We start from the raw sequence: 26,823 nt of genomic DNA, 5'->3' as shown, positions 1-26,823 counted from the left end.
GTGACGTCCTTTTACAGGTTAAGGGTCAGACTCAGGGTTAGATTGCGCGGCTCACCGGGGCTGACCCAGTAGGTGCTGTAGGAGCGCTCGTAGTATTTTTCGTTGAACAGGTTGTTAAGGTTCAGGCCCACTGTGACCTGTTCGGTGGCCTTGTAATGGGCCAGCAAATCGACGGTGTGGTAGGCGGGCAATTCAAAGCGGCTGCCCGCTTCTCCGGAGCGGTCACCGACATAGGTGAATGCCGCACCCAGGTCTGAACCGCGTAACGCGCCATCCTGGAATTCATACACGCCCAGCAGGCTGCCGCTGTGCTTGGCCACGCCGAGAATCCGGCTGCCGGCCGGAATGGCTTTGTCACCTTTGGTGACTTCGGCATCGATATAGGCGAAGGCCCCGATCACTCGTACGGCGTCGGTCACTTGCCCGCTTACTTGCAGGTCAAAACCCTGGCTGCGGGCTTTGCCCATGGCGCGGTTGGTATCGGTGACCGGGTCCAGGGCCAGGACGTTTTCCTTGTCGATATGGAAGGCGGCGAGGGTGGTGCTGAGACGGTCGTCGAACAGCTCGCTCTTGATGCCCACTTCATAGCCAACGCCTTCTTCCGGTTTGAAGGATTTGCCCCCAGCGTCCAGGCCGTTATTGGGTTTGAATGAAGTCGAGGCGTTGGCGAACAGGCCGACTTGTGGGGTGAGTTGGTAGAGCACGCCGGCGCGCTGGGTCAGGGCGTCGTGGGTTTGCCGGCTCTTGGCATGGTTGCGGGCGAAGTCTTCGGTGCTTTGCTCGAAGTGCTCGAAGCGTGCGCCGACCATGCCGCGCAGGCGGTCGGTGAACACGATCTGGTCCTGCAGGTTCAGCGCTTGGCTTTTGACCTGTTCAAAGACGTCAGTGCCGGAGCGTGCGCCATTGGGTTTGGGCTGGCCGTAAACGGGGTTGTAGATGTCGATGGCGTAGGGGCTGCCGGCAATCGCGGTCACGCGTTCCTTCTTGCGGTAGTCCTCGTATTCGGTACCGATCAGCAGTTCGTGCTGCCAAGTGCCGATGTCGAACCGGCCACGCAGTTCCAGTTGGGTAATGCTGTCGTGCCAGCCGGTGGAGCGTTCACGGTAGCGGCGGTTGATGGTATGGCCGTCGGCGTTCAGTGCACGGTTTTCCGAGGCATCGCCCCACAGGCTGCCTTGTTTGTAGTGGCTGGCCAGGCGCAGTTGCCAGGTATCGTCGAGGTTGTGTTCGATGGCGGCCTGGATGCGGTTGTTGTGGTTACGGATATTGCCGTCGTTGGGTTCACCCAGGAACGTGGAGTGGGACATGCCGGTGTTGGCGACAATGCCTCGATCGAACGTCGAGCTGTGGCGGACGAATTCGCTTTCTACCAACAGGTGAGTGTCCGGGTTCAGTTGCCAACTGAAGGACGGCGCAACGAACACCCGCTGGGCATCCACGTGGTCGCGGAAGCTGTGGTTGTCTTCCACCGCGAGATTGACCCGCGATAGCACGTTGCCTTCGCTGTCCAGTGGTGTGTTGACGTCCAGGGTGGTGCGATAGCGGTCCCAGCTTCCGGCACTGGTTTGCAAGGTGGTGAAGGCATCTGGCTGGGGTTTCTTGGTGACGATGTTCACGGTGCCACCTGGGTCTCCACGGCCATACAAGCTGGCAGCAGGGCCCTTGAGCACTTCGATGCGCTCGATATTGGCCGCGTCCGGTGTGCTCGGGTAGCCGCGGTTGGCGCTGAAGCCGTCCTGGTAGAACTCTGACGTGGTGAAGCCACGCACGCTGTATTCGTAAAGCGTCAGGCCGCCGAAGTTGTTTTGCTTGGACACGCCACCGGCATATTCCAAGGCGCGCTCGACGCTGGTGCTGCCCAAGTCTTTGAGTACCGTGGCGGGAATTACGCTGATGGATTGTGGGATATCGCGAATAGCCGTGTCAGTTTTGGTCGCGCTGGCGGAGCGAGTCGCGCGGTAGCCTTTGACGGGACTGGTGGCGGATTCATAGGCGTCGGTGGTAACGCTGATGGCGTCCAGTTCAACGGTGCTTTCTTCGGCGTAGGCGGGGTCAATCAGCAAACCCAAGGCCAGGCCAGCCAAGGGCACAAATTTTCGAGACGGCATGGTAGAACGTTCCAATAGCGATATTGAAACAATATAACATGCCTAATGAGAATTGATCGCTTTGAAACATCACCTTACAGGTGCCCTCGAACGAGCACCTGCAAGGTTGAATCTATTCCTCTTCTTTTACCGGTGCAGGCGGTGGCCGCAGACCGATTTCCGCCGCGAGCTTGATCTCTTTGCCGTTGCGCATGACCTGGATCGTGACCTTGTCGGTCGGTTTGATCCGTGCCACCTGGTTCATCGACTTGCGGCCATCACCGGCCGGTTCGCCATCGATGCTCAGGATCACATCACCCAATTGCAGGCCGGCTTTTTGCGCCGGGCCATCACGGAAAATACCCGCGACCACGATGCCAGGGCGACCGGTCAAGCCAAACGATTCGGCCAGTTCCTTGGTCAATGGTTGTACTTCGATGCCCAACCAGCCGCGAATCACCTGGCCGTGTTCGATGATCGACTTCATCACCTCCATGGCCAGTTTCACCGGGATCGCAAAACCGATGCCTTGTGAACCGCCGGACTTGGAGAATATCGCGGTGTTGATGCCGGTCAGGTTGCCATTGGCATCTACCAATGCGCCGCCGGAGTTGCCCGGGTTGATCGCCGCGTCGGTCTGGATGAAGTCTTCGTAGCTATTGAGCCCCAGCTGGTTACGCCCGGTGGCGCTGATGATGCCCATGGTCACGGTCTGGCCGACGCCGAACGGGTTGCCGATGGCCAATGCCACGTCACCTACGCGCAGCCCTTCGGAGCGGCCGATGGTGATCGAGGGCAGGCTTTTCAAATCGATCTTCAGTACCGCGAGGTCGGTTTCCGGGTCACTGCCGACCACACGGGCCAGGGTTTCACGACCATCGCGCAGGGCCACGACAATCTGGTCGGCGCCGCTGGTCACGTGGTTATTGGTGAGGATGTAGCCTTCCGGGCTCATGATCACCCCAGAACCCAGGCTGGATTCCATGCGGCGCTGCTTGGGGCCGTTGTCGCCGAAGTAGCGGCGGAACTGCGGGTCTTCAAACAACGGATGCGCCGGTTTGTTGATGACCTTGGTGGTGTACAGGTTGACCACGGCGGGGGCCGCGATGACGACGGCGTCTGCATAGGTTACCGGGCCTTGTACCACTGAACTGGTTTGCGGCGCCTGTTGCAGGTTCACATCAAGGCTGGGCAAGCCCACCCACTGGGGATAACGCTGAATAATCAGCATCGCGATCAGCACGCCAGCCAACAATGGCCATCCAAAAAAACGCAGTGCCTTGAGCATCAAGTAAGTCCTGACAGGTTGCAGGGGGCGGGAGAGCGCCCATAATGTCGCGCATTATACGAGGCTGCGAGCGCCTCGGAACGGGATATTTAGGAGTCTTTTATGGCCGTCCCCCTTACCACCCTCGTCGAGGAAGCGGACCGCTACCTCGGCAGTGCAAAAATTGCCGATTACTGCCCCAACGGCCTGCAGGTCGAGGGGCGTCCGCAAGTCATGCGCATCGTCAGCGGCGTGACCGCCAGCCAAGCGTTGCTGGACGCCGCCGTCGAAGCCCAGGCCGATTTGATCCTGGTGCACCACGGGTATTTCTGGAAAGGCGAGAACCCCTGCATCACCGGCATGAAGCAGCGTCGTCTCAAGACGCTGCTCAAGCACGACATCAGCCTGCTGGCCTACCACCTGCCACTGGACCTGCATCCCGACGTCGGCAACAACGTGCAGCTTGCTCGCCAGTTGGATATCACCGTCGAAGGTCTTCTGGACCCGAGCAACCCCAAGATCGTCGGCCTGGTTGGTTCCCTCGCCGAGCCCTTGTCGCCCCGGGATTTCGCCCGCCGTGTGCAGGACGTGATGGGGCGCGAGCCGCTGCTGATCGAAGGCAGCGAAATGATCCGTCGCGTCGGCTGGTGTACCGGCGGTGGCCAGGGCTACATCGACCAGGCGATTGCTGCCGGTGTCGACCTTTACCTGAGCGGCGAAGCTTCCGAGCAAACCTTCCACAGTGCGCGTGAAAACGACATCAGCTTCATCGCCGCCGGCCATCACGCCACTGAGCGCTATGGCGTACAGGCACTGGGTGATTACCTGGCTCGCCGTTTTGCCTTGGAGCATCTGTTCATCGATTGCCCGAATCCTATCTAAGCTTCACTGCTGGGCAAACATGTGGGTGCTGGCTCCCACAGGAAGCCCAAACAGGCAGGTATATTCATATACCGTTTCGATCTAGATGGCTCCCTGAATAGAAGAAGGTGCTGTGCTAGCATGCCTCGCTCGAACACGGCCCGCAGGCCGTCCATAAGATCGTTTTTCCGTGAGTAACCATGGTCGACAAACTGACGCATCTGAAACAGCTGGAGGCGGAAAGCATCCACATCATCCGCGAGGTCGCCGCCGAGTTCGACAACCCGGTGATGCTCTACTCGATCGGTAAAGACTCCGCCGTGATGCTGCACCTGGCACGCAAGGCCTTCTTCCCGGGCAAGCTGCCGTTCCCGGTGATGCACGTCGACACCCGCTGGAAATTCCAGGAGATGTACAAGTTCCGCGACAAAATGGTCGAAGAACTGGGCCTGGACCTGATCACCCACGTCAACCCGGATGGCGTGGCGCAGGGCATCAACCCGTTCACCCACGGCAGCGCCAAGCACACCGACATCATGAAGACCGAGGGCCTCAAGCAAGCCCTGGACAAGCATGGTTTCGACGCAGCTTTCGGCGGTGCCCGTCGTGATGAAGAGAAATCCCGCGCCAAAGAGCGCGTGTACTCGTTCCGCGACAGCAAACACCGCTGGGACCCGAAGAATCAGCGCCCGGAGCTGTGGAACGTCTACAACGGCAACGTCAACAAGGGCGAGTCGATCCGTGTGTTCCCGCTGTCCAACTGGACCGAGCTGGACATCTGGCAGTACATCTATCTGGAAGGCATCCCGATCGTTCCGCTGTACTTCGCCGCCGAGCGTGAAGTGATCGAGAAGAACGGCACGTTGATCATGATCGACGACGACCGCATCCTCGAGCACCTGTCCGACGAAGACAAAGCCCGAATCGTCAAAAAGAAAGTACGTTTCCGTACCCTTGGCTGCTACCCGTTGACGGGCGCGGTGGAGTCCGAAGCCGAGACGCTGACGGACATCATTCAGGAAATGCTCCTGACGCGAACTTCCGAGCGCCAGGGCCGTGTCATCGATCACGATGGTGCCGGCTCGATGGAAGATAAAAAACGTCAAGGCTATTTCTAAGGGGCTGTCATGTCGCATCAATCTGATTTGATCAGCGAGGACATCCTCGCCTACCTGGGCCAGCACGAGCGCAAGGAAATGCTGCGCTTCCTGACCTGCGGCAACGTCGACGACGGCAAGAGCACCCTGATCGGGCGCCTGCTGCACGACTCCAAGATGATCTACGAAGATCACCTGGAAGCCATCACCCGCGATTCGAAGAAGGTCGGCACCACCGGTGACGACATCGACCTGGCGTTGCTGGTCGATGGCCTGCAGGCCGAGCGTGAGCAGGGCATCACCATTGATGTCGCGTACCGCTACTTCTCCACCGCCAAGCGCAAATTCATCATCGCCGACACCCCTGGCCATGAGCAGTACACCCGCAACATGGCCACCGGTGCGTCTACCTGTGACCTGGCGATTATCTTGATTGACGCGCGTTATGGCGTGCAAACCCAGACCCGTCGCCACAGCTTCATCGCCTCGTTGCTGGGCATCAAGCACATCGTGGTGGCCGTCAACAAGATGGACATCAATGGCTTCGACCAAAGCGTATTCGAGCAAATCAAGGCCGATTACCTGAAGTTCGCCGACGGCATCGCCTTCAAGCCGAGCACCCTGGCGTTCGTGCCGATGTCGGCGCTCAAGGGCGACAACGTGGTGAACAAGAGCGAGCGTTCGCCGTGGTACACCGGCCAGTCGCTGATGGAGATCCTCGAAACCGTCGAAATCGCCAACGACCGCAACTACACCGACCTGCGTTTCCCGGTGCAGTACGTCAACCGTCCGAACCTGAACTTCCGTGGTTTCGCCGGCACCCTGGCCAGCGGCATCGTGCACAAGGGCGACGAAGTGGTGGTGCTGCCGTCGGGCAAGAGCAGCCGCGTCAAATCCATTGTCACCTTCGAAGGTGAGTTGGAACACGCAGGCCCGGGCCAGGCTGTGACACTGACCATGGAAGACGAGATCGACATCTCCCGTGGCGACCTGCTGGTGCATGCCGACAACGTGCCACAAGTGACCGACGCCTTCGACGCCATGCTGGTGTGGATGGCCGAGGAACCGATGCTGCCGGGCAAGAAATACGACATCAAGCGCGCCACCAGCTACGTGCCGGGTTCCATCACCAGCATCGTGCACCGTGTGGACGTGAACACCCTGGCCGAAGGTCCGGCGAGTTCGCTGCAGTTGAACGAAATCGGCCGGGTCAAGGTCAGCCTCGACGCCGCCATTGCCCTGGACGGCTATGACAGCAACCGCACCACCGGTGCGTTTATCGTCATCGACCGTTTGACCAACGGCACGGTGGCCGCAGGCATGATCATCGCGCCACCCGTCGGCCACGGCGGTGCGGCGCAGCACGGCAAGTTGGCTCATGTCGCTACCGAAGAGCGTGCATTGCGCTTCGGCCAGCAGCCAGCCACCGTGCTGTTCAGCGGCTTGTCCGGTGCGGGCAAGAGCACCTTGGCCTACGCGGTCGAGCGCAAGCTGTTCGACATGGGCCGCGCGGTATTCGTACTGGATGGCCAGAACCTGCGTCACGACCTGAACAAGGGCTTGCCGCAGGACCGTGCCGGTCGCACAGAGAACTGGCGTCGTGCCGCTCACGTGGCGCGCCAGTTCAACGAAGCGGGCCTGCTGACCCTGGCGGCGTTCGTCGCACCGGACGCCGAAGGCCGCGAACAGGCCAAGGCGCTGATTGGTGCTGATCGTCTGCTGACGGTTTATGTGCAAGCGTCGCCGCTGGTGTGTGCCGAGCGTGATCCGCAAGGCTTGTACGCTGCCGGTGGGGATAACATCCCGGGCGAGTCGTTCCCTTATGATGTGCCGTTGAATGCCGATCTGGTGATCGACACCCAGGCCCTGTCACTGGAAGAGAGCGTCAAGCAAGTGCTGGAGCTGTTGCGTCAGCGCGGCGCGATCTAAAGCTTCTAGCAATCAAATGTGGGAGGGGGCTTGCCCCCGATAGCGGTGGGTCAGAAAAAGATGTACTGACTGACACACTGCCATCGGGGGCAAGCCCCCTCCCACATTTTGATCAATGCTTGTCTGGGTATTCGGTGTGGAGCCTTTCTAGGCCTGCATCCTTGTCTTCCCACAACCGGTTGATCCAGCCCTGGAACGCCGTCCGATACTCCCCGTCCTGCTCATAATTCTTGCCGATAAACTCGGCCGGGATCTGCACTTCTTCGAACTGCACCACCACGTCCTTTACCTTCCCGCACAGCAAATCCCAATACCCAGGGCGACCGGCGGGATAGTGAATGGTTACGTTGACCAATGACTTCAGCTGCTCACCCATGGCGTCCAGCACAAACGCGATACCACCGGCTTTGGGTTTGAGCAGATAGCGAAACGGCGATTTCTGTTGAGCATGCTTTCCTGGGGTAAACCGCGTGCCCTCGGCAAAGTTGAAAATGCCCACCGGGTTGTCGCGAAACTTCGCACAGGTCTTGCGGGTGGTTTCCAGGTCTTTGCCTTTCTTCTCTGGGTGCTTCTCCAGATAGGCCTTGGTGTAGCGTTTCATGAACGGAAAGCCCAGCGCCCACCAGGCCAGGCCGATCACCGGCACCCAGATCAGCTCTTGCTTGAGGAAGAATTTCAGCGGGCGAATCCGGCGGTTCAGCACGTATTGCAGCACCATGATGTCGACCCAGCTCTGGTGATTACTGGTCACCAGGTACGAGTGCTGGTAGTCCAACCCTTCAAGGCCGGTCACGTGCCAGCGTGTGCGCTGCACCAGGTTCATCCAACCCTTGTTGTTGGTGACCCAGGCTTCATGGGTGTGGTTCATCAGCCATTCGCTGAAACGCTTGGCGAACGGCAGTGCCTTGAACAACGCCACGATAAACAGGAATGAACACAACAGGATTGTGTTCAGCGCCAGCAACAGTGAAGCAATCACCCCGCGTATGGCGGCAGGTAGAAAATCCAGCATTTAGATATCCATGGTTCGGTTGGCGGCTTGGATCGCTGTCAGTGCGATGGTGTACACGATGTCGTCTACTTGAGCGCCCCGTGGTAGGTCGTTCACCGGTTTGCGCAGGCCCTGAAGCATTGGCCCCAGGCTCACGCAATCGGCGCTGCGTTGCACGGCCTTGTGCGTGGTGTTGCCAGTGTTCAGGTCCGGGAATACAAACACGGTGGCTTTACCAGCGACTTGGCTGTTGGGCGCCAACTGCCGAGCGACGGTTTCGTTGGCGGCGGCGTCGTATTGCAGCGGGCCGTCGATCAGCAGCGAGCTTTGCTGTTCATGTGCCAGCAGGGTGGCTTCGCGGACTTTTTCCACTTCCTCGCCGCTGGCCGAATCGCCGCTGGAGTAGCTGATCATCGCCACGCGCGGTGTGATACCGAACGCAGCGGCCGAGTCGGCGCTTTGCAAGGCGATCTCCGCCAATTCGGCCGCGCTCGGATGCGGGTTCATCACGCAGTCGCCGTACACCAGCACCTGCTCGGGGAACAGCATGAAAAACACCGACGACACCAGCGTGCAGCCCGGCGCGGTCTTGATCAGTTGCAGGGCAGGGCGGATGGTGTTGGCGGTGGAGTGAATGACGCCGGACACCAGGCCGTCCACTTCATCCAGCGCGAGCATCATGGTGGCGATCACCACGGTGTCTTCCAATTGCTGCTCGGCCATCGGTGCGTTGAGGCTTTTGCTCTTGCGCAGGGCCACCATCGGTTCGACGTAGCGCTGGCGAATCAGGTCCGGGTCGAGAATCTCCAGGCCCTCGGGCAATTCGATGCCTTGGGCGCGGGCGACGGCTTCCACGTCCGCCGGCTTGGCCAGCAATACGCAGCGGGCAATGCCGCGCGCCTGGCAGATGGCGGCGGCTTGCACGGTCAGCGGTTCGCTGCCTTCGGGCAGTACGATACGCTTGTTGGCTGCCTGGGCGCGCTGGATCAACTGGTAGCGGAACACGGCGGGTGACAGGCGCATCTCCCGTGGCGTACCGCAGCGTTGGTGCAGCCAGCGGGCATCGAGGTGGCTGGCGACGAAGTCGGTGATGATCTCCGCACGCTCGCGGTCATCGATGGGGATTTCTTTGTTAAGGCTGTTGAGTTGGTTCGCCGTGTCGTAGGAGCCGGTGCTCACCGACAGCACTGGCAGCCCGGCCTGGAACGCGCCGCGGCACAGATCCATGATGCGCGGGTCGGGCAGGGTGTCACTGGTCAGCAGCAGGCCAGCCAGGGGCACGCCGTTGATCGCCGCGAGGCTGACGGCGAGGATGATGTCGTCACGGTCGCCTGGGGTCACCACCAACACGCCGGGTTTGAGCAGTTCCACGGTATTGCGCATGGTGCGGGCGCAGATGATGATCTTGGTCATGCGCCGGCTTTCATAGTCGCCAGCGTTGAGGATCTGCGCGCCCATCAGGTCGGCCACGTCGCGGGTACGCGGGGCGTTGAGTTCGGGCTGGTAGGGAATGCAGCCGAGCAGGCGGAAGTCGCCGCTGCGCAATAACGGCGAGTGCTCCTTGAGGCGTGCCGAGAACGCCTCCATGCTTTCGTCGGTGCGTACTTTGTTGAGGATTACGCCCAGCACTTTCGGATCTTTCGGACCGCCGAACAGTTGGGCCTGCAACTCGACGCGGCCGGAGAGCTCGGTGAGCACTTCGTTTTCCGGTGCGGACACCAGGATCACTTCGGCGTCGAGGCTCTTGGCCAGGTGCAGGTTGACCCGTGCCGCGTAGCTGGCGCTGCGGGTCGGCACCATGCCTTCCACGATCAGCACATCTTTGCCCACGGCCGCCTGCTGATACAGCGTGATGATTTCTTCGAGCAGCTCATCGAGCTGGCCGTCACCCAGCATGCGCTCAACGTGGGCCAGGCCCAGGGGTTGTGGTGGTTTCAGGCCGTGGGTGCGTGCTACCAGTTCGGTGGAGCGTTCCGGGCCAGTATCGCCGGGATGGGGCTGGGCAATCGGTTTGAAGAAGCCGACTTTCAACCCGGCTCGCTCAAGGGTGCGCACCAGCCCAAGGCTGATGGAGGTCAGACCCACACCAAAATCGGTGGGCGCGATAAAAAAAGTCTGCATGCGAATTCTCTGGAGGTGCATGGCTTCGGTGGTGCTCTATGGTTGAGCGCCTGCCGGGAATCAGGCATCAAGGTTATCGTTATTCGTGCCCTTGCGCACACCAGCCGCACACAAAGGGTTGGCCTATTTTTCCAAGGCGTTGCGTCGGGTCGAGTACCCACGCCCGGGACTGCCATGGCGGTTGGTGGCGCAGGTGCTGGGTGTGCCCGCAGGAGAGTTCGGCCACCCAGTGCTGGTCGTCGTCCTGATGGAACCCGATGATGAAGGAGGCCGTTGATCGGTCCCGTCTGTCCGGGTTCTGTTCGCTTTCGGGCAAATCCTTGTTTAGACTTGTCCGTTCTTCATTCTTATGCAAAAGGTCTCGCCCCATGACGATCGCCGCTAACAAGGCTGTCTCCATCGACTATACCCTGACCAACGACGCTGGTGAGGTCATCGACAGCTCAGCCGGCGGCGCGCCGCTGGTCTACCTGCAAGGCGCAGGCAACATCATCCCGGGCCTGGAGAAGGCTCTGGAAGGCAAGAACGTTGGTGATGAACTGACCGTAGCCGTTGAGCCTGAAGATGCCTACGGCGAATACTCCGCCGAACTGGTCAGCACCCTGAGCCGCAGCATGTTCGAAGGCGTCGACGAACTGGAAGTGGGCATGCAGTTCCACGCTTCCGCACCGGACGGCCAAATGCAGATCGTCACCATCCGCGATCTGGACGGCGATGACGTGACTGTCGACGGTAACCACCCACTGGCTGGCCAGCGCCTGAACTTCAAAGTGAAGATCGTTGCCATCCGCGACGCTTCCCAGGAAGAAGTGGCTCACGGCCACGTCCACGGTGAAGGCGGTCACCACCATTGATTGTGGTTTGATCAATAGGTAGCAAAAAGCCCCGACTGGTTCGGGGCTTTTTTTGCGCCTGAAAATGCACTGTGATCAAAATGTGGGAGGGGGCTTGCCCCCGATAGCGGTGTGTCAGCAAGCGTATTTCCCACTGATCCACTGCCATCGAGGGGCAAGCCCCCTCCCACATTTTGGTCTGTGCACTCCAGATGTGAGGCGCAAACAAAAATGCCCCGGACCTTTCGGTACGGGGCATTTCTTAACTGTTTCGCAACCTGAGCTGCGTGGCAGTTGTTACCACTTAGGCTGCAGCAGCGACGCTCAGAGCCTTGATGTGGCCATTCAGGCGGCTCTTATGACGAGCGGCCTTGTTCTTGTGGATGATGCCTTTATCGGCCATACGGTCGATAACAGGCACAGCCAGAACGTAAGCAGCTTGAGCTTTAGCAGCGTCTTTGGTGTCGATGGCTTTAACTACATTCTTGATGTAGGTACGAACCATGGAACGCAGGCTGGCGTTGTGGCTGCGACGCTTCTCAGCCTGTTTTGCACGTTTTTTGGCGGAAGGTGTGTTGGCCACCGTCGAGCTCCTCGAAAGACTTTTTAGGAAATAGCAAACAAAATAGGCCGCGAATCATGCCGATGACTTGATGGGTTGTCAAGGGCGGCTGATGCGAACTGCTGAGTGGTCGATCTGAAGAGGCGGGTGATTTATTTCCGGCGCTTGACCTGTAAACTCGCGAGCTTTGGCTCTGTGCTGTTGCAGGCGCGCAGTATCGCATAAGTGGGCGCTTTGTTCGCCTGCTGTTTATCTATAGGCGCAAACTCTTTCAATGAATCTGCTCAAATCGTTGGCTGCCGTCAGCTCTATCACGATGATCTCCCGGGTATTGGGGTTTGTTCGCGACACCCTGCTGGCGCGGATTTTTGGCGCCAGCATGGCCACGGACGCCTTCTTTATTGCCTTCAAACTGCCCAACCTGCTGCGTCGGATCTTCGCCGAGGGCGCGTTTTCCCAGGCGTTCGTGCCGATCCTGGCGGAATACAAGGCTCAGCAGGGCGAGGAGGCGACCCGTACCTTTATTGCTTATGTCTCAGGTTTACTGACATTGGCTCTGATGCTCGTCACCATCGCCGGCATGCTTGCCGCACCCTGGGTGATCTGGGCTACGGCCCCGGGTTTTGCCAATACACCGGAAAAATTCGCGCTGACCACTGATCTGCTGCGGGTGACTTTTCCTTATATATTGCTGATTTCGCTGTCATCCCTGGCTGGCGCCATCCTGAATACCTGGAACCGCTTCTCGGTGCCGGCGTTCGTGCCGACCTTGCTCAACGTGAGCATGATCATCTTTGCGTTGTTCCTCACGCCGTACTTCGACCCGTCGGTGATGGCTCTCGGCTGGGCCGTGCTGGCTGGTGGCCTGGCGCAACTGCTGTACCAACTGCCACACCTGAAAAAGATTGGCATGCTCGTGCTGCCGCGCCTGAACCTGAAGGACACCGGCGTCTGGCGCGTGATGCGCAACATGCTGCCGGCGATCCTCGGCGTATCGGTCAGCCAGATTTCCCTGATTATCAACACGGCGTTTGCCTCATTGCTGGTGTCTGGCTCAGTGTCGTGGATGTACTACGCCGATCGCCTGATGGAACTGCCATCCGGCGTGCTGGGTGTGGCCCTGGGCACGATTTTGTTGCCGACCCTGTCGCGCACCTACGCCAGCAAGGACCGCCAGGAATACTCGCGCATCCTCGATTGGGGGCTGCGACTGTGCTTCGTGCTGGTGCTGCCGTGTTCCCTGGCCTTGGGAATCCTGGCTGAACCGCTGACGGTGTCGTTGTTCCAGTACGGCCAGTTCAGCGCGTTTGATGCCTCCATGACCCAGCGTGCGCTGATTGCCTATTCGGTAGGCCTGCTCGGCATTATCGTAATCAAAGTGTTGGCGCCGGGCTTCTATGCTCAGCAAAACATCCGTACGCCGGTGAAAATCGCGATCTTCACGCTGATCGTCACCCAATTGCTCAACCTGGTGTTCATTGGCCCACTGGCGCACGCGGGGTTGGCCTTGGCCATCAGTGCCGGCGCCTGCATCAATGCTGGCCTGCTGTTCTATCAACTGCGTAAGCAGCAGATGTTCCAACCGCAACCGGGCTGGGGCATGTTTGCGCTCAAACTGCTGGTGGCGGTGGGCGCGATGTCGGCAGTGCTATTGGGTTTGATGCACTTCATGCCAGCCTGGGACGAAGGGCATATGCTGGAGCGCTTCATGCGCCTCGGCTTGCTGGTGGTCGTCGGTGTTGTGGTTTACTTCGGCATGTTGCTGCTGCAAGGCTTCCGTCTGCGGGATTTCAATCGCAAGTCCCTGGGGTAGGGACTTTGCCGTAATAAAACGATTGTTTTATCGAATCGACCCATTTGGCCTGCGCTGTTGCCTGTCGTCCGGGGCCGGGTGTGGTTATAATCGACCACTTTATGAGCAAGAAGCGCGTTATGCAGCTGGTTCGAGGTCTCCACAACCTGCGCCCTGAACATCGGGGCTGCGTCGCCACTATTGGCAACTTTGACGGTGTTCACCGTGGCCACCAGGCTATCCTGGCTCGGCTGCGCGAGCGAGCGGTCGAGTTGGGCGTGCCCAGCTGCGTGGTGATTTTTGAGCCACAGCCGCGGGAGTTTTTCACCCCGGAAACGGCACCGGCCCGACTGGCCCGCTTGCGCGACAAGCTTCAGCTGCTGGCTGAAGAGGGTGTGGACCGAGTCCTCTGCCTGGCCTTCAACCAGCGTTTGCAAAGTCTCAGCGCCGCCGAGTTCGTCGACCGTATCCTGATGGACGGCCTGGGGGTGCAGCATTTGGAAGTTGGCGACGACTTCCGTTTCGGTTGCGACCGCGTAGGGGATTTCGATTTCCTGCAACACGCTGGCGTCAACCAGGGTTTTACCGTCGAAGCCGCGCAAACCGTCGAACTGGATGGCCTGCGCGTCAGCAGCACCCAGGTGCGTAATGCCCTGGCCGCTGCCGACTTTGCCTTGGCCGAGCGTCTGCTCGGTCGCCCGTTCCGCATTGCCGGGCGGGTACTGCACGGGCAGAAGCTGGCGCGCCAATTGGGCACGCCAACTGCCAACGTGCAACTCAAGCGCCGTCGTGTGCCGCTGACCGGCGTTTACCTGGTGAGTGTCGACATCGACGGCCAATCGTGGCCGGGAGTCGCCAATATAGGCGTCAGGCCCACGGTTGCAGGTGATGGCAAGGCCCACCTGGAAGTACACCTTTTGGATTTTGCCGGTGATCTGTATGACCGGCGTTTGACGGTGGTTTTCCACCAGAAGCTGCGTGAAGAGCAGCGTTTCGCCTCCCTTGAGGCGTTGAAAACGGCGATCAATGCGGATGTCGCCGCCGCCCGTGCACTAGCCGCACCTAGCGCCCATCGCTAACCGAAGAGCCTTAAATGACCGACTATAAAGCCACGCTAAACCTTCCGGACACCGCCTTCCCAATGAAGGCCGGCCTGCCACAGCGCGAACCACAGATCCTGCAGCGCTGGGACAGTATTGGCCTGTACGGAAAGTTGCGCGAAATTGGCAAGGATCGTCCGAAATTCGTCCTGCACGACGGCCCTCCTTATGCCAACGGCACGATTCACATCGGTCATGCGCTGAACAAGATTCTCAAGGACATGATCATCCGCTCGAAAACCCTTTCGGGTTTCGACGCACCTTATGTCCCGGGCTGGGATTGCCACGGCCTGCCGATCGAGCACAAAGTCGAAGTGACCCACGGCAAGAACCTGGGCGCGGATAAAACCCGCGAACTGTGCCGTGCCTACGCCACCGAGCAGATCGAAGGGCAGAAGTCCGAATTCATCCGTCTGGGCGTGTTGGGCGACTGGGCCAACCCGTACAAGACCATGGATTTCAAGAACGAGGCCGGTGAAATCCGCGCCTTGGCCGAAATCGTCAAGGGCGGTTTCGTGTTCAAGGGCCTCAAGCCCGTGAACTGGTGCTTCGACTGCGGTTCGGCCCTGGCTGAAGCGGAAGTCGAATACGAAGACAAGAAGTCGTCGACCATCGACGTCGCGTTCCCGATCGCCGACGATGCCAAACTGGCCGAGGCCTTCGGCCTGGCCAGCCTGAGCAAGCCCGCGGCCATCGTGATCTGGACCACCACCCCGTGGACCATCCCCGCCAACCAGGCGCTGAACGTGCACCCGGAGTTCACCTATGCCCTGGTGGACGTCGGTGATCGCCTGCTGGTGCTCGCTGAAGAAATGGTCGAGTCCTGCCTGGCCCGCTACGAACTGCAAGGTTCGGTGATCGCCACCACCACTGGCTCCGCGCTGGAACTGATCAACTTCCGTCACCCGTTCTATGACCGTTTGTCGCCGGTTTATCTGGCTGACTACGTTGAGCTGGGTTCGGGTACCGGTGTGGTTCACTGCTCCCCCGCCTATGGCGTGGACGACTTCGTGATCTGCAAGAAATACGGCTTGGTCAACGATGACATCATCAACCCGGTGCAGAGCAACGGTGTTTATGTGCCTTCGCTGGAGTTCTTCGGCGGTCAGTTCATCTTCAAGGCTGACAAAGCGATCATCGAGAAGCTGAGCGAGGTCGGTGCGCTCATGCAGACCGCTACCATCCAGCACAGCTACATGCACTGCTGGCGCCACAAGACCCCGCTGATCTACCGCGCCACCGCGCAGTGGTTCATCGGCATGGACAAAGAGCCGGTCAGTGGCGACACACTGCGCGTGCGCTCGCTCAAAGCCATCGAAGACACCGGCTTCATCCCGGCCTGGGGCCAGGCGCGCCTGCACTCGATGATCGCCAACCGTCCGGACTGGTGCATCTCCCGCCAGCGTAACTGGGGTGTGCCGATCCCGTTCTTCCTCAATAAGGAAAGCGGCGAGCTGCACCCACGTACCGTTGAGCTGATGGAAGTCGTGGCCCAGCGTGTTGAGCAGGAAGGCATCGAAGCCTGGTTCAAGCTGGACGCCGCTGAGCTGTTGGGCGACGAGGCTCCGCTGTATGACAAGATCAGCGACACCCTCGACGTGTGGTTCGACTCGGGCACCACCCACTGGCACGTACTGCGCGGCTCGCACCCTATGGGGCACGAGACCGGCCCACGCGCCGACCTGTACCTGGAAGGTTCGGACCAACACCGTGGCTGGTTCCACTCGTCGTTGCTGACCGGCTGCGCGATCGACAACCACGCCCCGTACCGCGAACTGCTGACCCATGGTTTCACCGTGGATGAAAACGGCCGCAAGATGTCCAAGTCCCTGGGCAACGTGATTGCGCCGCAAAAGGTCAATGACACCTTGGGCGCCGACATCATGCGTCTGTGGGTTGCCTCGACCGACTACTCGGGCGAAATGGCTGTGTCGGAGCAGATCCTGCAGCGCAGCGCCGATGCCTACCGCCGTATTCGTAATACCGCACGCTTCCTGCTGTCGAACCTGACCGGTTTCAACCCGGCTACCGACATCCTGCCGGCCGAGGACATGCTCGCCCTGGACCGTTGGGCCGTGGACCGTACCCTGTTGCTGCAGCGCGAACTGCAAGAGCACTACGGCGAATACCGCTTCTGGAACGTCTACTCGAAGATCCACAACTTCTGTGTGCAGGAGCTGGGCGGTTTCTATCTCGACATCATCAAGGACCGCCAGTACACCACCGGCGCGAACAGCAAGGCGCGCCGTTCGGCGCAGACCGCGCTGTATCACATCTCCGAAGCGCTGGTGCGCTGGATCGCACCGATCCTGGCCTTCACCGCCGATGAGCTGTGGGAGTACTTGCCGGGCGAGCGCAACGAGTCCGTGATGCTCAACACCTGGTACGAGGGCCTGACCGAATTGCCGGCTGACTTCGAACTGGGCCGCGAGTACTGGGAAGGCGTGATGGCCGTCAAGGTTGCGGTGAACAAGGAATTGGAAGTCCAGCGTGCGGCCAAGGCTGTCGGTGGTAACCTGCAAGCTGAAGTCACTCTGTTTGCCGAGGACGGCCTGACCGCCGACCTGGCCAAGCTGAGCAACGAGCTGCGCTTCGTGCTGATCACCTCGACGGCCAGCCTGGCTCCGTTTGCCCAGGCACCGGCAGACGCCGTGGCGACCGAAGTGCCGGGCCTCAAGCTCAAAGTGGTCAAGTCGGCCTTCCCCAAGTGCGCCCGTTGCTGGCACTGCCGTGAAGATGTCGGCGTGAACCCTGAGCATCCGGAAATCTGCGGCCGTTGCGTCGACAATATCAGCGGTGCTGGTGAGGTTCGCCACTATGCCTAACACCAGCCGTTTCGGACGTCTGGGCTGGCTCGTATTGAGCGTGCTGGTCCTGGTCATTGACCAGGTCAGCAAGGCTCACTTCGAGGGTGCTCTGGAAATGTTCCAGCAGATTGTGGTGATCCCGGATTACTTCAGCTGGACATTGGCCTACAACACCGGCGCCGCCTTCAGCTTCCTCGCTGACAGCGGTGGCTGGCAGCGCTGGCTGTTCGCACTGATCGCCGTGGTGGTCAGTGCGGTGCTGGTGGTCTGGCTCAAGCGCCTGGGCCGCGATGACACCTGGCTCGCCATCGCCCTGGCGTTGGTGCTGGGCGGTGCGTTGGGCAACCTGTACGACCGCATTGCCTTGGGCCATGTGATCGACTTCATCCTAGTGCATTGGCAGAACCGCTGGTATTTCCCGGCGTTCAACTTTGCCGACAGCGCCATCACCGTCGGTGCAATCATGCTGGCGTTGGACATGTTCAAAAGTAAGAAAACCGGAGAGACCGTCAATGACTGATCAGGTATTGGCTGAGCAACGTATCGGCCAGAACACGGAAGTCACTTTGCATTTCGCATTGCGCCTGGAGAATGGCGACACGGTCGACAGCACGTTCGACAAAGCCCCTGCGACCTTCAAGGTCGGTGATGGCAACCTGCTGCCGGGTTTCGAGGCAGCCCTGTTCGGCTTCAAGGCCGGCGACAAGCGCAACCTGCAGATCCTGCCGGAAAACGCCTTTGGCCAGCCCAATCCGCAGAACGTACAGATCATCCCGCGTTCGCAGTTCGAAGGCATGGACCTGTCGGAAGGCTTGCTGGTGATCTTCAATGATGCGGCGAATACCGAGCTGCCTGGCGTGGTCAAGGCCTTCGATGACACGCAAGTGACCATCGACTTCAACCACCCGTTGGCCGGTAAAACCTTGACGTTTGACGTTGAAATCATCGACGTTAAAGCGCTCTGATCAACGAAACCGGCTCCTGTGAGGGCTGGCTTGTGTGGGAGCAGGCTTGCCTGCGATAGCATCACCCCGGTGTAGCTGATACACCGAGTTGTTCGCATCGCAGGCAAGCCAGCTCCCACAAGGTCCAATTTCTTGCCGAGCAAGACACGAGGCACAGCATGCAAATCAAACTCGCCAACCCCCGTGGCTTCTGCGCCGGCGTGGACCGGGCGATCGAAATCGTCAATCGCGCCCTGGAAGTCTTCGGGCCGCCGATTTATGTGCGCCATGAAGTCGTCCACAACAAATTCGTGGTCGAAGACCTGCGCGCACGCGGTGCGATCTTTGTCGAAGAACTCGACCAGGTGCCGGACGACGTTATCGTCATCTTCAGCGCCCATGGTGTTTCCCAGGCCGTGCGTACCGAGGCTGCCGGGCGTGGCCTGAAAGTGTTCGACGCTACCTGCCCATTGGTCACCAAGGTGCATATCGAAGTCGCTCGCTACAGTCGCGACGGTCGTGAATGCATCCTGATCGGCCACGCCGGCCATCCGGAAGTCGAAGGCACCATGGGTCAGTACGATGCCAGTAATGGCGGGGCTATCTACCTGGTGGAAGACGAAAAAGACGTCGCCAACTTGCAGGTACACAACCCTGAGCGTTTGGCCTTCGTGACGCAGACTACCTTGTCGATGGACGACACCAGCCGCGTTATCGATGCCTTGCGCACGCGATTCCCGGCCATTGGCGGCCCGCGCAAGGATGACATTTGCTACGCCACGCAAAACCGCCAGGACGCGGTCAAGCAATTGGCCAACGAGTGCGACGTGGTGCTGGTGGTCGGCAGCCCGAACAGTTCCAACTCCAACCGCCTGCGTGAGCTGGCTGAACGCATGGCTACGCCCGCCTACCTGATCGACGGCGCCGAAGACATGCAGCGCAGTTGGTTCGATGGTGTTGAGCGTATCGGTATCACGGCGGGTGCCTCGGCCCCGGAAGTCCTGGTACGCGGCGTAATCCAGCAGTTGCAGGCTTGGGGTGCTACCGGTGCCGATGAGCTGGCCGGCCGTGAAGAGAACATCACGTTCTCGATGCCCAAGGAACTGCGGATTCGCTCGCTGCTCTGAGCCACGATGTGCTAGCCCCGGCATAATGCCTGCTCGGTTTTATCACTGCGCAGGCTGATGCGGCCGCTGGGGGCCAGCACGACCTGATACAGGCTTTGTGCCTGGTCCATGCCGCATATGTGAACGGTGCCGGCACGGAAGCCTCCTCCTGTAAAAATCGGTTCGCCCAACCCGCTGAAGCGCACCAGGCTTTTGACCGGCCCATTGCCCACAATGGTTATGTGCCCGCTGTCCTGCCTCTCCAGCAGTACCGGGTTGTCATCGTCCATATGACCGCGCCCACTGACATCCTCGATGACTCGCCAGCCTTGGCTCCAATCGTCCTCCGATGCATGAATGACCACGTCGCGGTTGCGTGCGAGCGCTTCATTGCGTGCGAAGCGCAGGCCGTCCGCCAGCGAGTTTGCTGCGCTGCGTTGCTGGTATGCCTCAAGTAACCCTTTGAAGTTGGGCGCTGCCAGATGCGCCAGGATGCCGCTCACCATCAGGCCCAGTAATAACTCGATCAGGGTAAAGCCTCGTTCTTTCATATGCCGTCCCTCCGTGGACGCCGTCGGTGATTCGACGGGTAGTGATAGGTATAGCTACCGGCTGCTTGGGTTGAATGATGGCCTTTATGTCCAAAGTATTTCCCTTTGTTCCTAGAGCGGCATTGGTTAAAAACCGGCGCTAGTCTTGGGCCACACGTAGGTTTTTCCTGCTTTTTTCGGCCCTCGACATGGATGACGACGGTAATGCTTGCCCGTACAGACACGTTTTTTCTACGCACCTTCCGCTGGCGCCAAACTGGCATGACGCTGATCGAGGTGCTGGTGGCGGTATTGATATTGGCCGTTGGTTTGTTGGGAGCCTCGGCCATCCAACTCAATGCGCTCAAGCACACCGAAAGTGCCAGGATGACCAGCCAGGCCAGCTTCATTGCCTACGATATGCTCGACCGAATTCGCGCTAATTCAGGCGCTGACTATTCATGGGAGCGGGCCGAGCAAGGGCCACCCAGCACCCCGACCTCCAGTGTCCGTGACCTGGACCTGCATGACTTCGAAGCCAATATCATTGGCTTCGCGGGTCCAGATGCCAAAGGGGCCGTGTCGGTCAGGGGGCATGAAGTCACCGTCAGCATCAGTTGGCAGGGCGCCAGGAGCGCAGGCGGCCCGGGGGGAACGGAGATCTTCACACTTACCAGCCGCATTGCTGATGAACCGGGAGCGTCGCAATGAAGCGCCTTGCACGTGGTTTCAGCCTGATTGAAATGCTGTTGGCGTTATCCGTTGGGCTGCTGTTGGTACTGGGTGGGAGCCAGGTGCTGATCAGCACACGAAAGACGTACGCCAGCCAGCAGGCTGCGATGGTCCTGCAGGACGATGCGCGGTTTGTCCTGGGCAAGATGACGCAGGATATTCGTCTGGCAGGCATATTTGGATGTTTGGCCGTTCCATTTATCGATGACGCTCCAGCCATCTTTGAGCGACCAGTGGGCTGGAATATGTCGGGAAGTGCAATGGCACTGACATTGGTCACTGCGGATGTCAGTGGAGGCAAGCCTGATTGGACGGTGGTGTCCGACTGCAAGACGGCAGCCCAAGCGTACGTCGGAGCACCGCCCGGGTCGACGCCTGGACAGGTCCGCTTTGCGCTGCGCCAACTCACCTACACCTATGAATCAGGCCAACTGAAAGTCAGCACCCCGGCGGCGCCGGCCAAGGCGGTACTGATCGATAACGTGCGAACGTTCGACATCAGCTTTGGCATGGCGGCCAAGCCGACATCAGCAGGTGTGGTGCGTTACGACAAGAACCCGGCCGATGAATCGTTGATACGCAGTGTGCGCATTCTCATGACGTTGCAAGATCCGACGGGGCGTGTGAAGGACCAGACCTACAGCGTCGTGGCGGCGCTGCGAAACCGTCTGGGGTAGGGCCATGGTGAGGATAAGTGGTGGTAGTCATTTAAGTCAGGCGGGGATGGTGTTGCTGATCAGCCTCGTCTTCCTGTTGTTGTTATCACTGGTTGGCTTGTCATCGATGCAAGGTGCGATATCCCAGCAAAAAGTCGCTGGCAGCTTGTGGCATCGCAACCAATCTTTTCAAAGCGGAGAAAGCGGTCTCAGGTTAGGGGAGTCCGCTGTAAAGCGGGATGGCAGTGGGCTACCCGAATGCCACTCGATGACGACCTGCGCGCCACCTGAAGAGGCATTTTCGCTGATAGGTGCCGGGACGAATCCTGTCTCGGCAGTCACCTGGGTTGCCTTGAACGGCGGGTTCTATGGCATTCAATCCATAGGCAGCGGGTTGGGGCTGGCGCATTTGCCGCCACAAACCTCGGCGCAGTTGTTTCGGGTGACGGCTGTCGGGCTCGGTGGCCAATCGCGCACGGTGCTGGAAAGCGTATATGCGCGAGTGGAGGAAGGAGGGCGCGTGTGGTTTCAACGCATCCTATGGCGGCAACTTCAATAAGGAGCAAGCGAATGGGCATGGATAGCCAGGGTTTTACCCTGATCGAGTTACTGGTCGCCGTGGCGATCATTGCAGTGTTGGCGGGTATCGCTTACCCCGGATATACCGGGCATGTAAAAAAGGTTTATCGCGGGCAAATCGCCGCGTTGTTGACCGAACAAGCCCAGCACCTGGAGCGTTTTTACACCAGGAACGGCACTTTTATTGATGCGGAGGGCGTCAGTGCGGGCAATGATCACTATAGAATCAGTGCTGTATTGAACCCCCAGGATTTTGACCTGCTGGCCACGCCCGTTGTCGACTCAGTCATGGCGGGCGACGCGTGCGGTGAGTTCAGCTTGAGCAGCACGGGTGCGCGAAGCAATCCGGGAGCCCTTCCTGAGATGTCGCGCAAGACGTGCTGGGGGCAATGATGAGAGTGCTGGATGAATGGGCGCCGTGTGCGCCTGTCCCTTTATATCGGCTGGATCAAATGATGGCGAAGCAACAGCGAGTGGTGATTGTCGGCGGCGGAGTAATCGGGTTGTTGACGGCGTACAACCTGGCCACCCAAGGGCAGCCTGTCGTGCTGCTGGAGCGTGCGGGGCTTGGGCAAGAGTCTTCGTGGGCCGGTGGTGGGATTGTTTCGCCGTTGTACCCGTGGCGCTATAGCCCGGCGGTTACTGCTTTGGCCCATTGGTCCCAGGATTTTTACCCACAACTGGCGCAACGGTTGTTTGCTGCCACGGGTGTCGATCCGGAGGTTCATACCACGGGCCTGTACTGGCTCGACCTGGAGGATGAGGCCGAGGCGTTGGCCTGGGCGGCACGTGAGGGGCGGCCCCTGAGCAAAGTGGATGTGTCGGCTGCGCATGATGCTGTGCCGGTGCTGGGGGGCGGTTATTCCCAAGCCATCTACATGGCCAATGTCGCCAATGTGCGCAATCCGCGGTTGGTCAAGTCCTTGAGAGCGGCGTTGCTGGCATTGCCCGGTGTGACGGTTCACGAGCAGTGCGAAGTCGCAGGCTTTGTCCTGGAGGGCGACGTCGTGGTGGGCGTCGAAACGGCGGCGGGGCGAGTTCTCGGCGATCAGGTCGTGCTCGCGGCAGGAGCCTGGAGTGGGGCGTTATTGGGGACACTGGGTTTGGCATTGCCCGTTGAACCCGTCAAAGGCCAGATGATTTTGTACAAATGTGCCTCGGAATTTCTGCCGAGCATGGTCCTGGCCAAAGGGCGCTATGCGATCCCGCGCCGTGACGGGCACATATTGATTGGCAGTACGCTGGAGCATGAAGGGTTCGACAAGACGCCGACAGAAACGGCCTTGGAAAGCCTCAAGGCTTCGGCTGTGGAGTTGATTCCCGCGCTGGCCGACGCTGAAGTGGTGGGCCACTGGGCGGGTTTGCGGCCCGGCTCGCCGGAAGGTATTCCCTATATTGGCGAGGTTCCCGGGTTTAAAGGGCTGTGGCTCAATTGTGGGCATTACCGCAATGGCTTGGTGCTCGCGCCGGCGTCCTGCCAGTTATTTACTGACTTGCTGCTGGGGCGTGCACCCATTATCGACCCGACGCCTTACGCGCCTGCTGGTCGCCTCAGCGCTGGATAGACTTCGGGCCTTGTTCCAGGTGTGCCTGGGTGCAGTACCACTCTTGACGTGAGCTGAGTGCACGATTCTGCGGCAGGTGTACGCCGCAGTGGGCGCAACGCACCATTGGGGTGGCATCGGGCTCACGGGACCGTTGCTGATGAGCGCTTGGGCTTTTGAATTTGCGCCAGAACCATACTGCGGCAGCAATGACGGCAATCCAGAACAGTAGACGAACCATGGTAAGCAGCTTCTCGACAAGGAATGCGCCAGTTTAGCCAAGGACTTGGCAGGCGCACAGCGCAATAATGCTTGCCCACAAAAAAGGGAGCCCAGAGGGCTCCCTTTTTATACTGCCTGGACCAATCAGTCGAAGATGCCGAAGGTCATGTAGCTGAACCACGAACGGTCTTCGTTGTTGCCGAGGGCCTGTGGTGCCTGCTCTTCGATCACATCGCCGTTTTCGTCGTGAGGCTTGAGTTCCGAAGGAATGGCTTCTTTCGCGTCCTGGAACTGCTTCATCACGTCCTGGTTGGCGCGGGTTTCGCCTGGTGGCAGTGGTGGACGGGATTCGATCAAGCCCAAGGTGTACTTGCTCAGCCACGAACGGTTATCCGCTTCGGCGACCTGAGGCACGAACTGGCCGTCTTTCAAGCTTGGGTGATCCGGGTAGTTGAGCTTCAGGGTTTCCAGGCTGGTGCTCGCCAGAGCGTCCAGGTGCAGGCGCTGGTAAGCCTCGGTCATCACGGCCAGGCCGTCACCCACGGATGGGGTTTCCTGGAAGTTTTCCACTACGTAGCGGCCACGGTTGGCGGCGGCCACGTATGCCTGACGGGTCAGGTAGTAGTGGGCCACGTGGATCTCGTAGGAAGCCAGCAGGTTACGCAGGTAGATCATGCGTTGCTTGGCATCCGGCGCATAGCGGCTGTTGGGGTAGCGGCTGGTCAGCTGGGCGAACTCGTTGTAGGAGTCGCGGGCGGCACCCGGATCACGCTTGGTCATGTCCAGCGGCAGGAAGCGCGCCAGCAGGCCCACGTCCTGGTCGAACGAGGTCAGGCCCTTCATGTAGTAGGCGTAGTCCACGTTCGGGTGCTGGGGGTGCAGGCGGATAAAACGCTCGGCGGCGGACTTGGCAGCTTCCGGCTCGGCGTTCTTGTAGTTGGCGTAGATCAGTTCGAGCTGGGCCTGGTCGGCGTAGCGTCCGAACGGATAGCGCGACTCCAGGGCCTTCAGCTTGGCTGTGGCGCTGGTGTAGCTATTATTGTCCAAGTCTTTCTGAGCTTGCTGGTAAAGCTCGACTTCGCTCAGGTTTTCGTCGACGACGTCCTTTGTTGACGAGCAAGCAGCAGTCATGGCGAGGATGGCGATCAGCAGCAGGTGTTTCACTTGCATGGCGGCTTGCGTCCCTATGACGGCCGCTGTCTTGGGCGGGGCCGTCCTGTTATGATGAGCGCCCCGTTGAAAGCCTCGGGGCAAAAGACGCCGTATTTAACCACAAGCGCGCAGCCGAAACCAAAGGCTGTGCCACGCCTAGTCTGAGCATGTCCGATAAAATTGAACTTCGCGCAGAGGTGCCGTCCGAATTGGGCGGCCAACGCCTCGATCAAGTCGCCGCACAATTATTCGCTGAGCACTCGCGCTCGCGCCTTTCCGCCTGGATCAAAGACGGCCGCCTGACTGTGGATGGAGCGGTTATCCGCCCGCGAGACATAGTCCATGGCGGTGCGATTCTTGAGCTGACTGCCGAGCAGGAAGCCCAGGGAGAATGGGTTGCCCAGGACATCGAGCTGGATATCGTCTATGAAGACGATGACATCCTGGTCATCAACAAACCCGCAGGCCTGGTGGTTCACCCGGCAGCCGGGCACGCTGATGGCACCTTGCTCAATGCCCTGTTGCACCACGTGCCGGACATCATCAATGTCCCGCGCTGCGGTATCGTGCACCGTCTGGACAAGGACACCACCGGCTTGATGGTGGTGGCCAAGACCATTCAGGCGCAGACGCAGTTGGTCACACAGTTGCAGAGCCGCAGCGTCAGCCGGATCTACGAGTGCATCGTGATCGGCGTCGTGGTGGCGGGTGGCAAGATCAACGCCCCAATCGGCCGCCACGGCCAGCAGCGCCAGCGCATGGCGGTGATGGAAGGCGGCAAGCAGGCCGTGAGCCACTATCGTGTGCTCGAGCGTTTCCGCTCCCACACCCACGTGCGGGTCAAGCTGGAAACCGGCCGTACCCACCAGATTCGCGTGCACATGGCCCACATCAACTTCCCGTTGGTCGGAGATCCTGCCTACGGTGGTCGCTTCCGTATTCCACCGGCGGCCAGTGCGACCATGGTCGAGTCGTTGAAGAACTTCCCGCGCCAGGCGCTGCATGCACGCTTCCTGGAGCTGGACCATCCGACGAGCGGTAAGCGCATGAGCTGGGAATCGCCTCTGCCAGACGACTTGGTCTGGTTGTTGTCGCTGCTCAAGCAAGACCGCGAGGCGTTTATCGGATGAGTGACTGGCTGATTCCTGACTGGCCCGCGCCGGCTCGGGTAAAAGCCTGCGTCACCACCCGTGCGGGCGGCGTCAGCCTGGCGCCGTTCGATAGCCTCAACCTGGGCGATCATGTCGAGGACTGCCTTGAGGCGGTGCTTGAAAACCGTCGTCGTCTCACCGATGCCTTTGATATCCAGCCGGCCTGGCTGCGCCAAGTTCACGGGGTGAGCGTGGTAGAGGCTGATCCAAGCCGAATCGTTGAGGCCGATGGCAGTTGGACCAGTACTCCGGGCATTGCCTGCACCTCAATGACTGCTGACTGCCTGCCTGTGTTGTTCTGCAACCGCGCCGGTACTCGTGTCGCGGCGGCCCATGCCGGTTGGCGTGGCTTGGCGGCAGGGGTGCTGGAGGCGGCGTTCGAAAGTCTGGATGCCGAACCTGGCGAGGTTCTGGTCTGGCTCGGCCCGGCTATTGGCCCACAGGCCTTTGAAGTTGGCCCGGAAGTGCGTGAAGCCTTTATGCAGCAATTGCCCATCACCGCTGAAGCCTTTTTGCCCAGCCGCAATCCGGGCAAGTTCATGGCCGACATCTATAAGCTGGCGCGCTTGCGCCTTGCCGCACGCGGTGTCACTGCTGTTTATGGCGGTGGTTTCTGTACCGTGAACGATCCACGCTTCTTTTCTTACCGCCGCAGCCCGCGCACTGGTCGGTTTGCCTCCCTTATCTGGCTTGACCGCTAGACTCTTCTGACTTGGGTCAACTGCCCGACGCTTGAAACTCCCAGAATCCACCCCATCTA

Annotated in this window: 25 protein-coding genes and 1 pseudogene; 17 read left to right on the top strand and 9 right to left on the bottom strand. The window is 59.9% G+C overall.

What is annotated here, in order from left to right; translation table 11 throughout:
• Window positions 1-11: 11 nt before the first annotated feature.
• Window positions 12-2,108, bottom strand: coding sequence for a TonB-dependent siderophore receptor (locus AC07V4_RS14025; RefSeq protein WP_492636774.1), 2,097 nt, complete (start codon window positions 2,106-2,108; stop codon window positions 12-14).
• Between the two features lie 112 nt (window positions 2,109-2,220).
• Window positions 2,221-3,375: a Do family serine endopeptidase AlgW gene (algW, locus tag AC07V4_RS14020; RefSeq protein WP_492636775.1), complete on the bottom strand. Its 1,155-nt coding sequence runs from the start codon at window positions 3,373-3,375 to the stop codon at window positions 2,221-2,223.
• 102 nt (window positions 3,376-3,477) lie between these two features.
• On the opposite strand from algW, the gene AC07V4_RS14015 reads away from it, so the two are divergent.
• The 3 genes from AC07V4_RS14015 (at window position 3,478) to cysN (ending at window position 7,241) form a co-directional block, all read left to right on the top strand.
• Window positions 3,478-4,236, top strand: a complete 759-nt coding sequence (locus AC07V4_RS14015; protein ID WP_492636776.1) for a Nif3-like dinuclear metal center hexameric protein — start codon at window positions 3,478-3,480, stop codon at window positions 4,234-4,236.
• A 179-nt stretch (window positions 4,237-4,415) separates the two neighbouring features.
• Window positions 4,416-5,333 (top strand): sulfate adenylyltransferase subunit CysD, encoded by a 918-nt coding sequence (gene cysD, locus AC07V4_RS14010; RefSeq protein ID WP_005784641.1) that lies wholly within the window; start codon window positions 4,416-4,418, stop codon window positions 5,331-5,333.
• A 9-nt stretch (window positions 5,334-5,342) separates the two neighbouring features.
• On the top strand, window positions 5,343-7,241 hold the full coding sequence (cysN, locus tag AC07V4_RS14005; protein ID WP_492636777.1) for a sulfate adenylyltransferase subunit CysN: 1,899 nt from the start codon (window positions 5,343-5,345) through the stop codon (window positions 7,239-7,241).
• 112 nt (window positions 7,242-7,353) lie between these two features.
• On the opposite strand, the gene yihG is transcribed toward cysN, so the two are convergent.
• The 3 genes from yihG to AC07V4_RS13990 all read right to left on the bottom strand — a co-directional run bounded on the left by yihG (window position 7,354) and on the right by AC07V4_RS13990 (window position 10,723).
• Window positions 7,354-8,253 (bottom strand): 1-acylglycerol-3-phosphate O-acyltransferase, YihG family, encoded by a 900-nt coding sequence (yihG, locus tag AC07V4_RS14000; protein WP_492636778.1) that lies wholly within the window; start codon window positions 8,251-8,253, stop codon window positions 7,354-7,356.
• Complete coding sequence (pta, locus tag AC07V4_RS13995; protein ID WP_431751959.1) at window positions 8,254-10,353, bottom strand: phosphate acetyltransferase; 2,100 nt, start codon at window positions 10,351-10,353, stop codon at window positions 8,254-8,256.
• A 79-nt stretch (window positions 10,354-10,432) separates the two neighbouring features.
• The gene (locus tag AC07V4_RS13990; RefSeq protein ID WP_492636964.1) at window positions 10,433-10,723 is read right to left on the bottom strand and encodes a DUF3565 domain-containing protein; all 291 of its coding nucleotides are present in this window, start codon (window positions 10,721-10,723) and stop codon (window positions 10,433-10,435) included.
• Here AC07V4_RS13990 and AC07V4_RS13985 point away from each other — a divergent pair.
• Window positions 10,722-11,207, top strand: a complete 486-nt coding sequence (locus AC07V4_RS13985; RefSeq protein ID WP_176995167.1) for an FKBP-type peptidyl-prolyl cis-trans isomerase — start codon at window positions 10,722-10,724, stop codon at window positions 11,205-11,207. The genes AC07V4_RS13990 and AC07V4_RS13985 overlap by 2 nt on opposite strands.
• A gap of 283 nt (window positions 11,208-11,490) precedes the next feature.
• Here the strand turns inward: AC07V4_RS13985 and rpsT are convergent, their stop codons facing one another.
• Window positions 11,491-11,769: a 30S ribosomal protein S20 gene (rpsT, locus tag AC07V4_RS13980; protein ID WP_492636779.1), complete on the bottom strand. Its 279-nt coding sequence runs from the start codon at window positions 11,767-11,769 to the stop codon at window positions 11,491-11,493.
• Between the two features lie 253 nt (window positions 11,770-12,022).
• On the opposite strand from rpsT, the gene murJ reads away from it, so the two are divergent.
• The 6 genes from murJ (at window position 12,023) to ispH (ending at window position 19,518) form a co-directional block, all read left to right on the top strand.
• Window positions 12,023-13,561 carry a murein biosynthesis integral membrane protein MurJ gene (gene murJ / locus AC07V4_RS13975; protein ID WP_492636780.1) on the top strand — a complete coding sequence of 513 codons (1,539 nt, stop codon included), beginning with the start codon at window positions 12,023-12,025 and terminating at the stop codon, window positions 13,559-13,561.
• A gap of 119 nt (window positions 13,562-13,680) precedes the next feature.
• Window positions 13,681-14,619: a bifunctional riboflavin kinase/FAD synthetase gene (gene ribF, locus AC07V4_RS13970; RefSeq protein WP_492636781.1), complete on the top strand. Its 939-nt coding sequence runs from the start codon at window positions 13,681-13,683 to the stop codon at window positions 14,617-14,619.
• A gap of 14 nt (window positions 14,620-14,633) precedes the next feature.
• Window positions 14,634-17,465 (top strand): isoleucine--tRNA ligase, encoded by a 2,832-nt coding sequence (ileS, locus tag AC07V4_RS13965; RefSeq protein ID WP_431750261.1) that lies wholly within the window; start codon window positions 14,634-14,636, stop codon window positions 17,463-17,465.
• Window positions 17,458-17,967, top strand: a complete 510-nt coding sequence (gene lspA / locus AC07V4_RS13960) for a signal peptidase II (protein WP_492636782.1) — start codon at window positions 17,458-17,460, stop codon at window positions 17,965-17,967. Before ileS ends, lspA begins: the two co-directional genes overlap by 8 nt.
• 7 nt (window positions 17,968-17,974) lie before the next feature.
• Window positions 17,975-18,412, top strand: a complete 438-nt coding sequence (locus tag AC07V4_RS13955) for an FKBP-type peptidyl-prolyl cis-trans isomerase (RefSeq protein ID WP_169918885.1) — start codon at window positions 17,975-17,977, stop codon at window positions 18,410-18,412.
• A gap of 158 nt (window positions 18,413-18,570) precedes the next feature.
• Entirely contained in the window at window positions 18,571-19,518 is a 948-nt protein-coding gene (ispH, locus tag AC07V4_RS13950; protein WP_492636783.1) for a 4-hydroxy-3-methylbut-2-enyl diphosphate reductase, read from the top strand.
• Here ispH and AC07V4_RS13945 read toward each other — a convergent pair.
• Window positions 19,472-20,048: pseudogene (locus AC07V4_RS13945) on the bottom strand (GspH/FimT family pseudopilin). The gene ispH and the pseudogene AC07V4_RS13945 overlap by 47 nt on opposite strands.
• A gap of 204 nt (window positions 20,049-20,252) precedes the next feature.
• Here AC07V4_RS13945 and pilV point away from each other — a divergent pair.
• From pilV to thiO, 5 genes are all read left to right on the top strand, one after another.
• On the top strand, window positions 20,253-20,738 hold the full coding sequence (gene pilV, locus AC07V4_RS13940; protein ID WP_492636784.1) for a type IV pilus modification protein PilV: 486 nt from the start codon (window positions 20,253-20,255) through the stop codon (window positions 20,736-20,738).
• Complete coding sequence (locus tag AC07V4_RS13935; RefSeq protein ID WP_492636785.1) at window positions 20,735-21,436, top strand: PilW family protein; 702 nt, start codon at window positions 20,735-20,737, stop codon at window positions 21,434-21,436. The genes pilV and AC07V4_RS13935 overlap by 4 nt, the downstream gene beginning before the upstream one ends.
• A 46-nt stretch (window positions 21,437-21,482) precedes the next feature.
• Complete coding sequence (locus tag AC07V4_RS13930; protein ID WP_492636786.1) at window positions 21,483-21,974, top strand: PilX N-terminal domain-containing pilus assembly protein; 492 nt, start codon at window positions 21,483-21,485, stop codon at window positions 21,972-21,974.
• Between the two features lie 11 nt (window positions 21,975-21,985).
• Window positions 21,986-22,387: a type IV pilin protein gene (locus AC07V4_RS13925; RefSeq protein WP_492636787.1), complete on the top strand. Its 402-nt coding sequence runs from the start codon at window positions 21,986-21,988 to the stop codon at window positions 22,385-22,387.
• A gap of 62 nt (window positions 22,388-22,449) precedes the next feature.
• Entirely contained in the window at window positions 22,450-23,559 is a 1,110-nt protein-coding gene (gene thiO / locus AC07V4_RS13920) for a glycine oxidase ThiO (protein ID WP_492636788.1), read from the top strand.
• Here the strand turns inward: thiO and AC07V4_RS13915 are convergent.
• Entirely contained in the window at window positions 23,546-23,779 is a 234-nt protein-coding gene (locus AC07V4_RS13915; RefSeq protein WP_492636789.1) for a PP0621 family protein, read from the bottom strand. The two genes, thiO and AC07V4_RS13915, sit on opposite strands and share 14 nt — an antisense overlap.
• A 125-nt stretch (window positions 23,780-23,904) precedes the next feature.
• A complete protein-coding gene (locus tag AC07V4_RS13910; protein WP_431750270.1) occupies window positions 23,905-24,930 on the bottom strand; it encodes an outer membrane protein assembly factor BamD in 1,026 nt (341 codons plus the stop codon).
• A 149-nt stretch (window positions 24,931-25,079) separates the two neighbouring features.
• On the opposite strand from AC07V4_RS13910, the gene rluD reads away from it, so the two are divergent.
• Both rluD and pgeF read left to right on the top strand, forming a co-directional pair.
• On the top strand, window positions 25,080-26,042 hold the full coding sequence (rluD, locus tag AC07V4_RS13905) for a 23S rRNA pseudouridine(1911/1915/1917) synthase RluD (protein ID WP_105697438.1): 963 nt from the start codon (window positions 25,080-25,082) through the stop codon (window positions 26,040-26,042).
• A complete protein-coding gene (pgeF, locus tag AC07V4_RS13900; RefSeq protein WP_492636790.1) occupies window positions 26,039-26,764 on the top strand; it encodes a peptidoglycan editing factor PgeF in 726 nt (241 codons plus the stop codon). The genes rluD and pgeF overlap by 4 nt, the downstream gene beginning before the upstream one ends.
• Window positions 26,765-26,823 lie beyond the last annotated feature (59 nt).

It is taken from the genome of Pseudomonas sp. GW821-FHT03A09, assembly GCF_059421065.1.
Note: the sequence above shows the minus strand (reverse complement) of the source record. Positions and strands in the feature narration are given on the sequence as shown.

Coding starts and splice junctions, on each gene's coding strand:
- AC07V4_RS14025 (WP_492636774.1), bottom strand. CDS start 2,108: ATGCCGTCTCGAAAATTTGTGCCCTTGGCTGGCCTGGCCTTGGGTTTG.
- algW (WP_492636775.1), bottom strand. CDS start 3,375: ATGCTCAAGGCACTGCGTTTTTTTGGATGGCCATTGTTGGCTGGCGTG.
- AC07V4_RS14015 (WP_492636776.1), top strand. CDS start 3,478: ATGGCCGTCCCCCTTACCACCCTCGTCGAGGAAGCGGACCGCTACCTC.
- cysD (WP_005784641.1), top strand. CDS start 4,416: ATGGTCGACAAACTGACGCATCTGAAACAGCTGGAGGCGGAAAGCATC.
- cysN (WP_492636777.1), top strand. CDS start 5,343: ATGTCGCATCAATCTGATTTGATCAGCGAGGACATCCTCGCCTACCTG.
- yihG (WP_492636778.1), bottom strand. CDS start 8,253: ATGCTGGATTTTCTACCTGCCGCCATACGCGGGGTGATTGCTTCACTG.
- pta (WP_431751959.1), bottom strand. CDS start 10,353: ATGCAGACTTTTTTTATCGCGCCCACCGATTTTGGTGTGGGTCTGACC.
- AC07V4_RS13985 (WP_176995167.1), top strand. CDS start 10,722: ATGACGATCGCCGCTAACAAGGCTGTCTCCATCGACTATACCCTGACC.
- AC07V4_RS13990 (WP_492636964.1), bottom strand. CDS start 10,723: ATGGGGCGAGACCTTTTGCATAAGAATGAAGAACGGACAAGTCTAAAC.
- murJ (WP_492636780.1), top strand. CDS start 12,023: ATGAATCTGCTCAAATCGTTGGCTGCCGTCAGCTCTATCACGATGATC.
- ribF (WP_492636781.1), top strand. CDS start 13,681: ATGCAGCTGGTTCGAGGTCTCCACAACCTGCGCCCTGAACATCGGGGC.
- ileS (WP_431750261.1), top strand. CDS start 14,634: ATGACCGACTATAAAGCCACGCTAAACCTTCCGGACACCGCCTTCCCA.
- lspA (WP_492636782.1), top strand. CDS start 17,458: ATGCCTAACACCAGCCGTTTCGGACGTCTGGGCTGGCTCGTATTGAGC.
- ispH (WP_492636783.1), top strand. CDS start 18,571: ATGCAAATCAAACTCGCCAACCCCCGTGGCTTCTGCGCCGGCGTGGAC.
- pilV (WP_492636784.1), top strand. CDS start 20,253: ATGCTTGCCCGTACAGACACGTTTTTTCTACGCACCTTCCGCTGGCGC.
- AC07V4_RS13935 (WP_492636785.1), top strand. CDS start 20,735: ATGAAGCGCCTTGCACGTGGTTTCAGCCTGATTGAAATGCTGTTGGCG.
- AC07V4_RS13930 (WP_492636786.1), top strand. CDS start 21,483: ATGGTGTTGCTGATCAGCCTCGTCTTCCTGTTGTTGTTATCACTGGTT.
- AC07V4_RS13925 (WP_492636787.1), top strand. CDS start 21,986: ATGGGCATGGATAGCCAGGGTTTTACCCTGATCGAGTTACTGGTCGCC.
- thiO (WP_492636788.1), top strand. CDS start 22,450: ATGGCGAAGCAACAGCGAGTGGTGATTGTCGGCGGCGGAGTAATCGGG.
- AC07V4_RS13915 (WP_492636789.1), bottom strand. CDS start 23,779: ATGGTTCGTCTACTGTTCTGGATTGCCGTCATTGCTGCCGCAGTATGG.
- AC07V4_RS13910 (WP_431750270.1), bottom strand. CDS start 24,930: ATGCAAGTGAAACACCTGCTGCTGATCGCCATCCTCGCCATGACTGCT.
- rluD (WP_105697438.1), top strand. CDS start 25,080: ATGTCCGATAAAATTGAACTTCGCGCAGAGGTGCCGTCCGAATTGGGC.
- pgeF (WP_492636790.1), top strand. CDS start 26,039: ATGAGTGACTGGCTGATTCCTGACTGGCCCGCGCCGGCTCGGGTAAAA.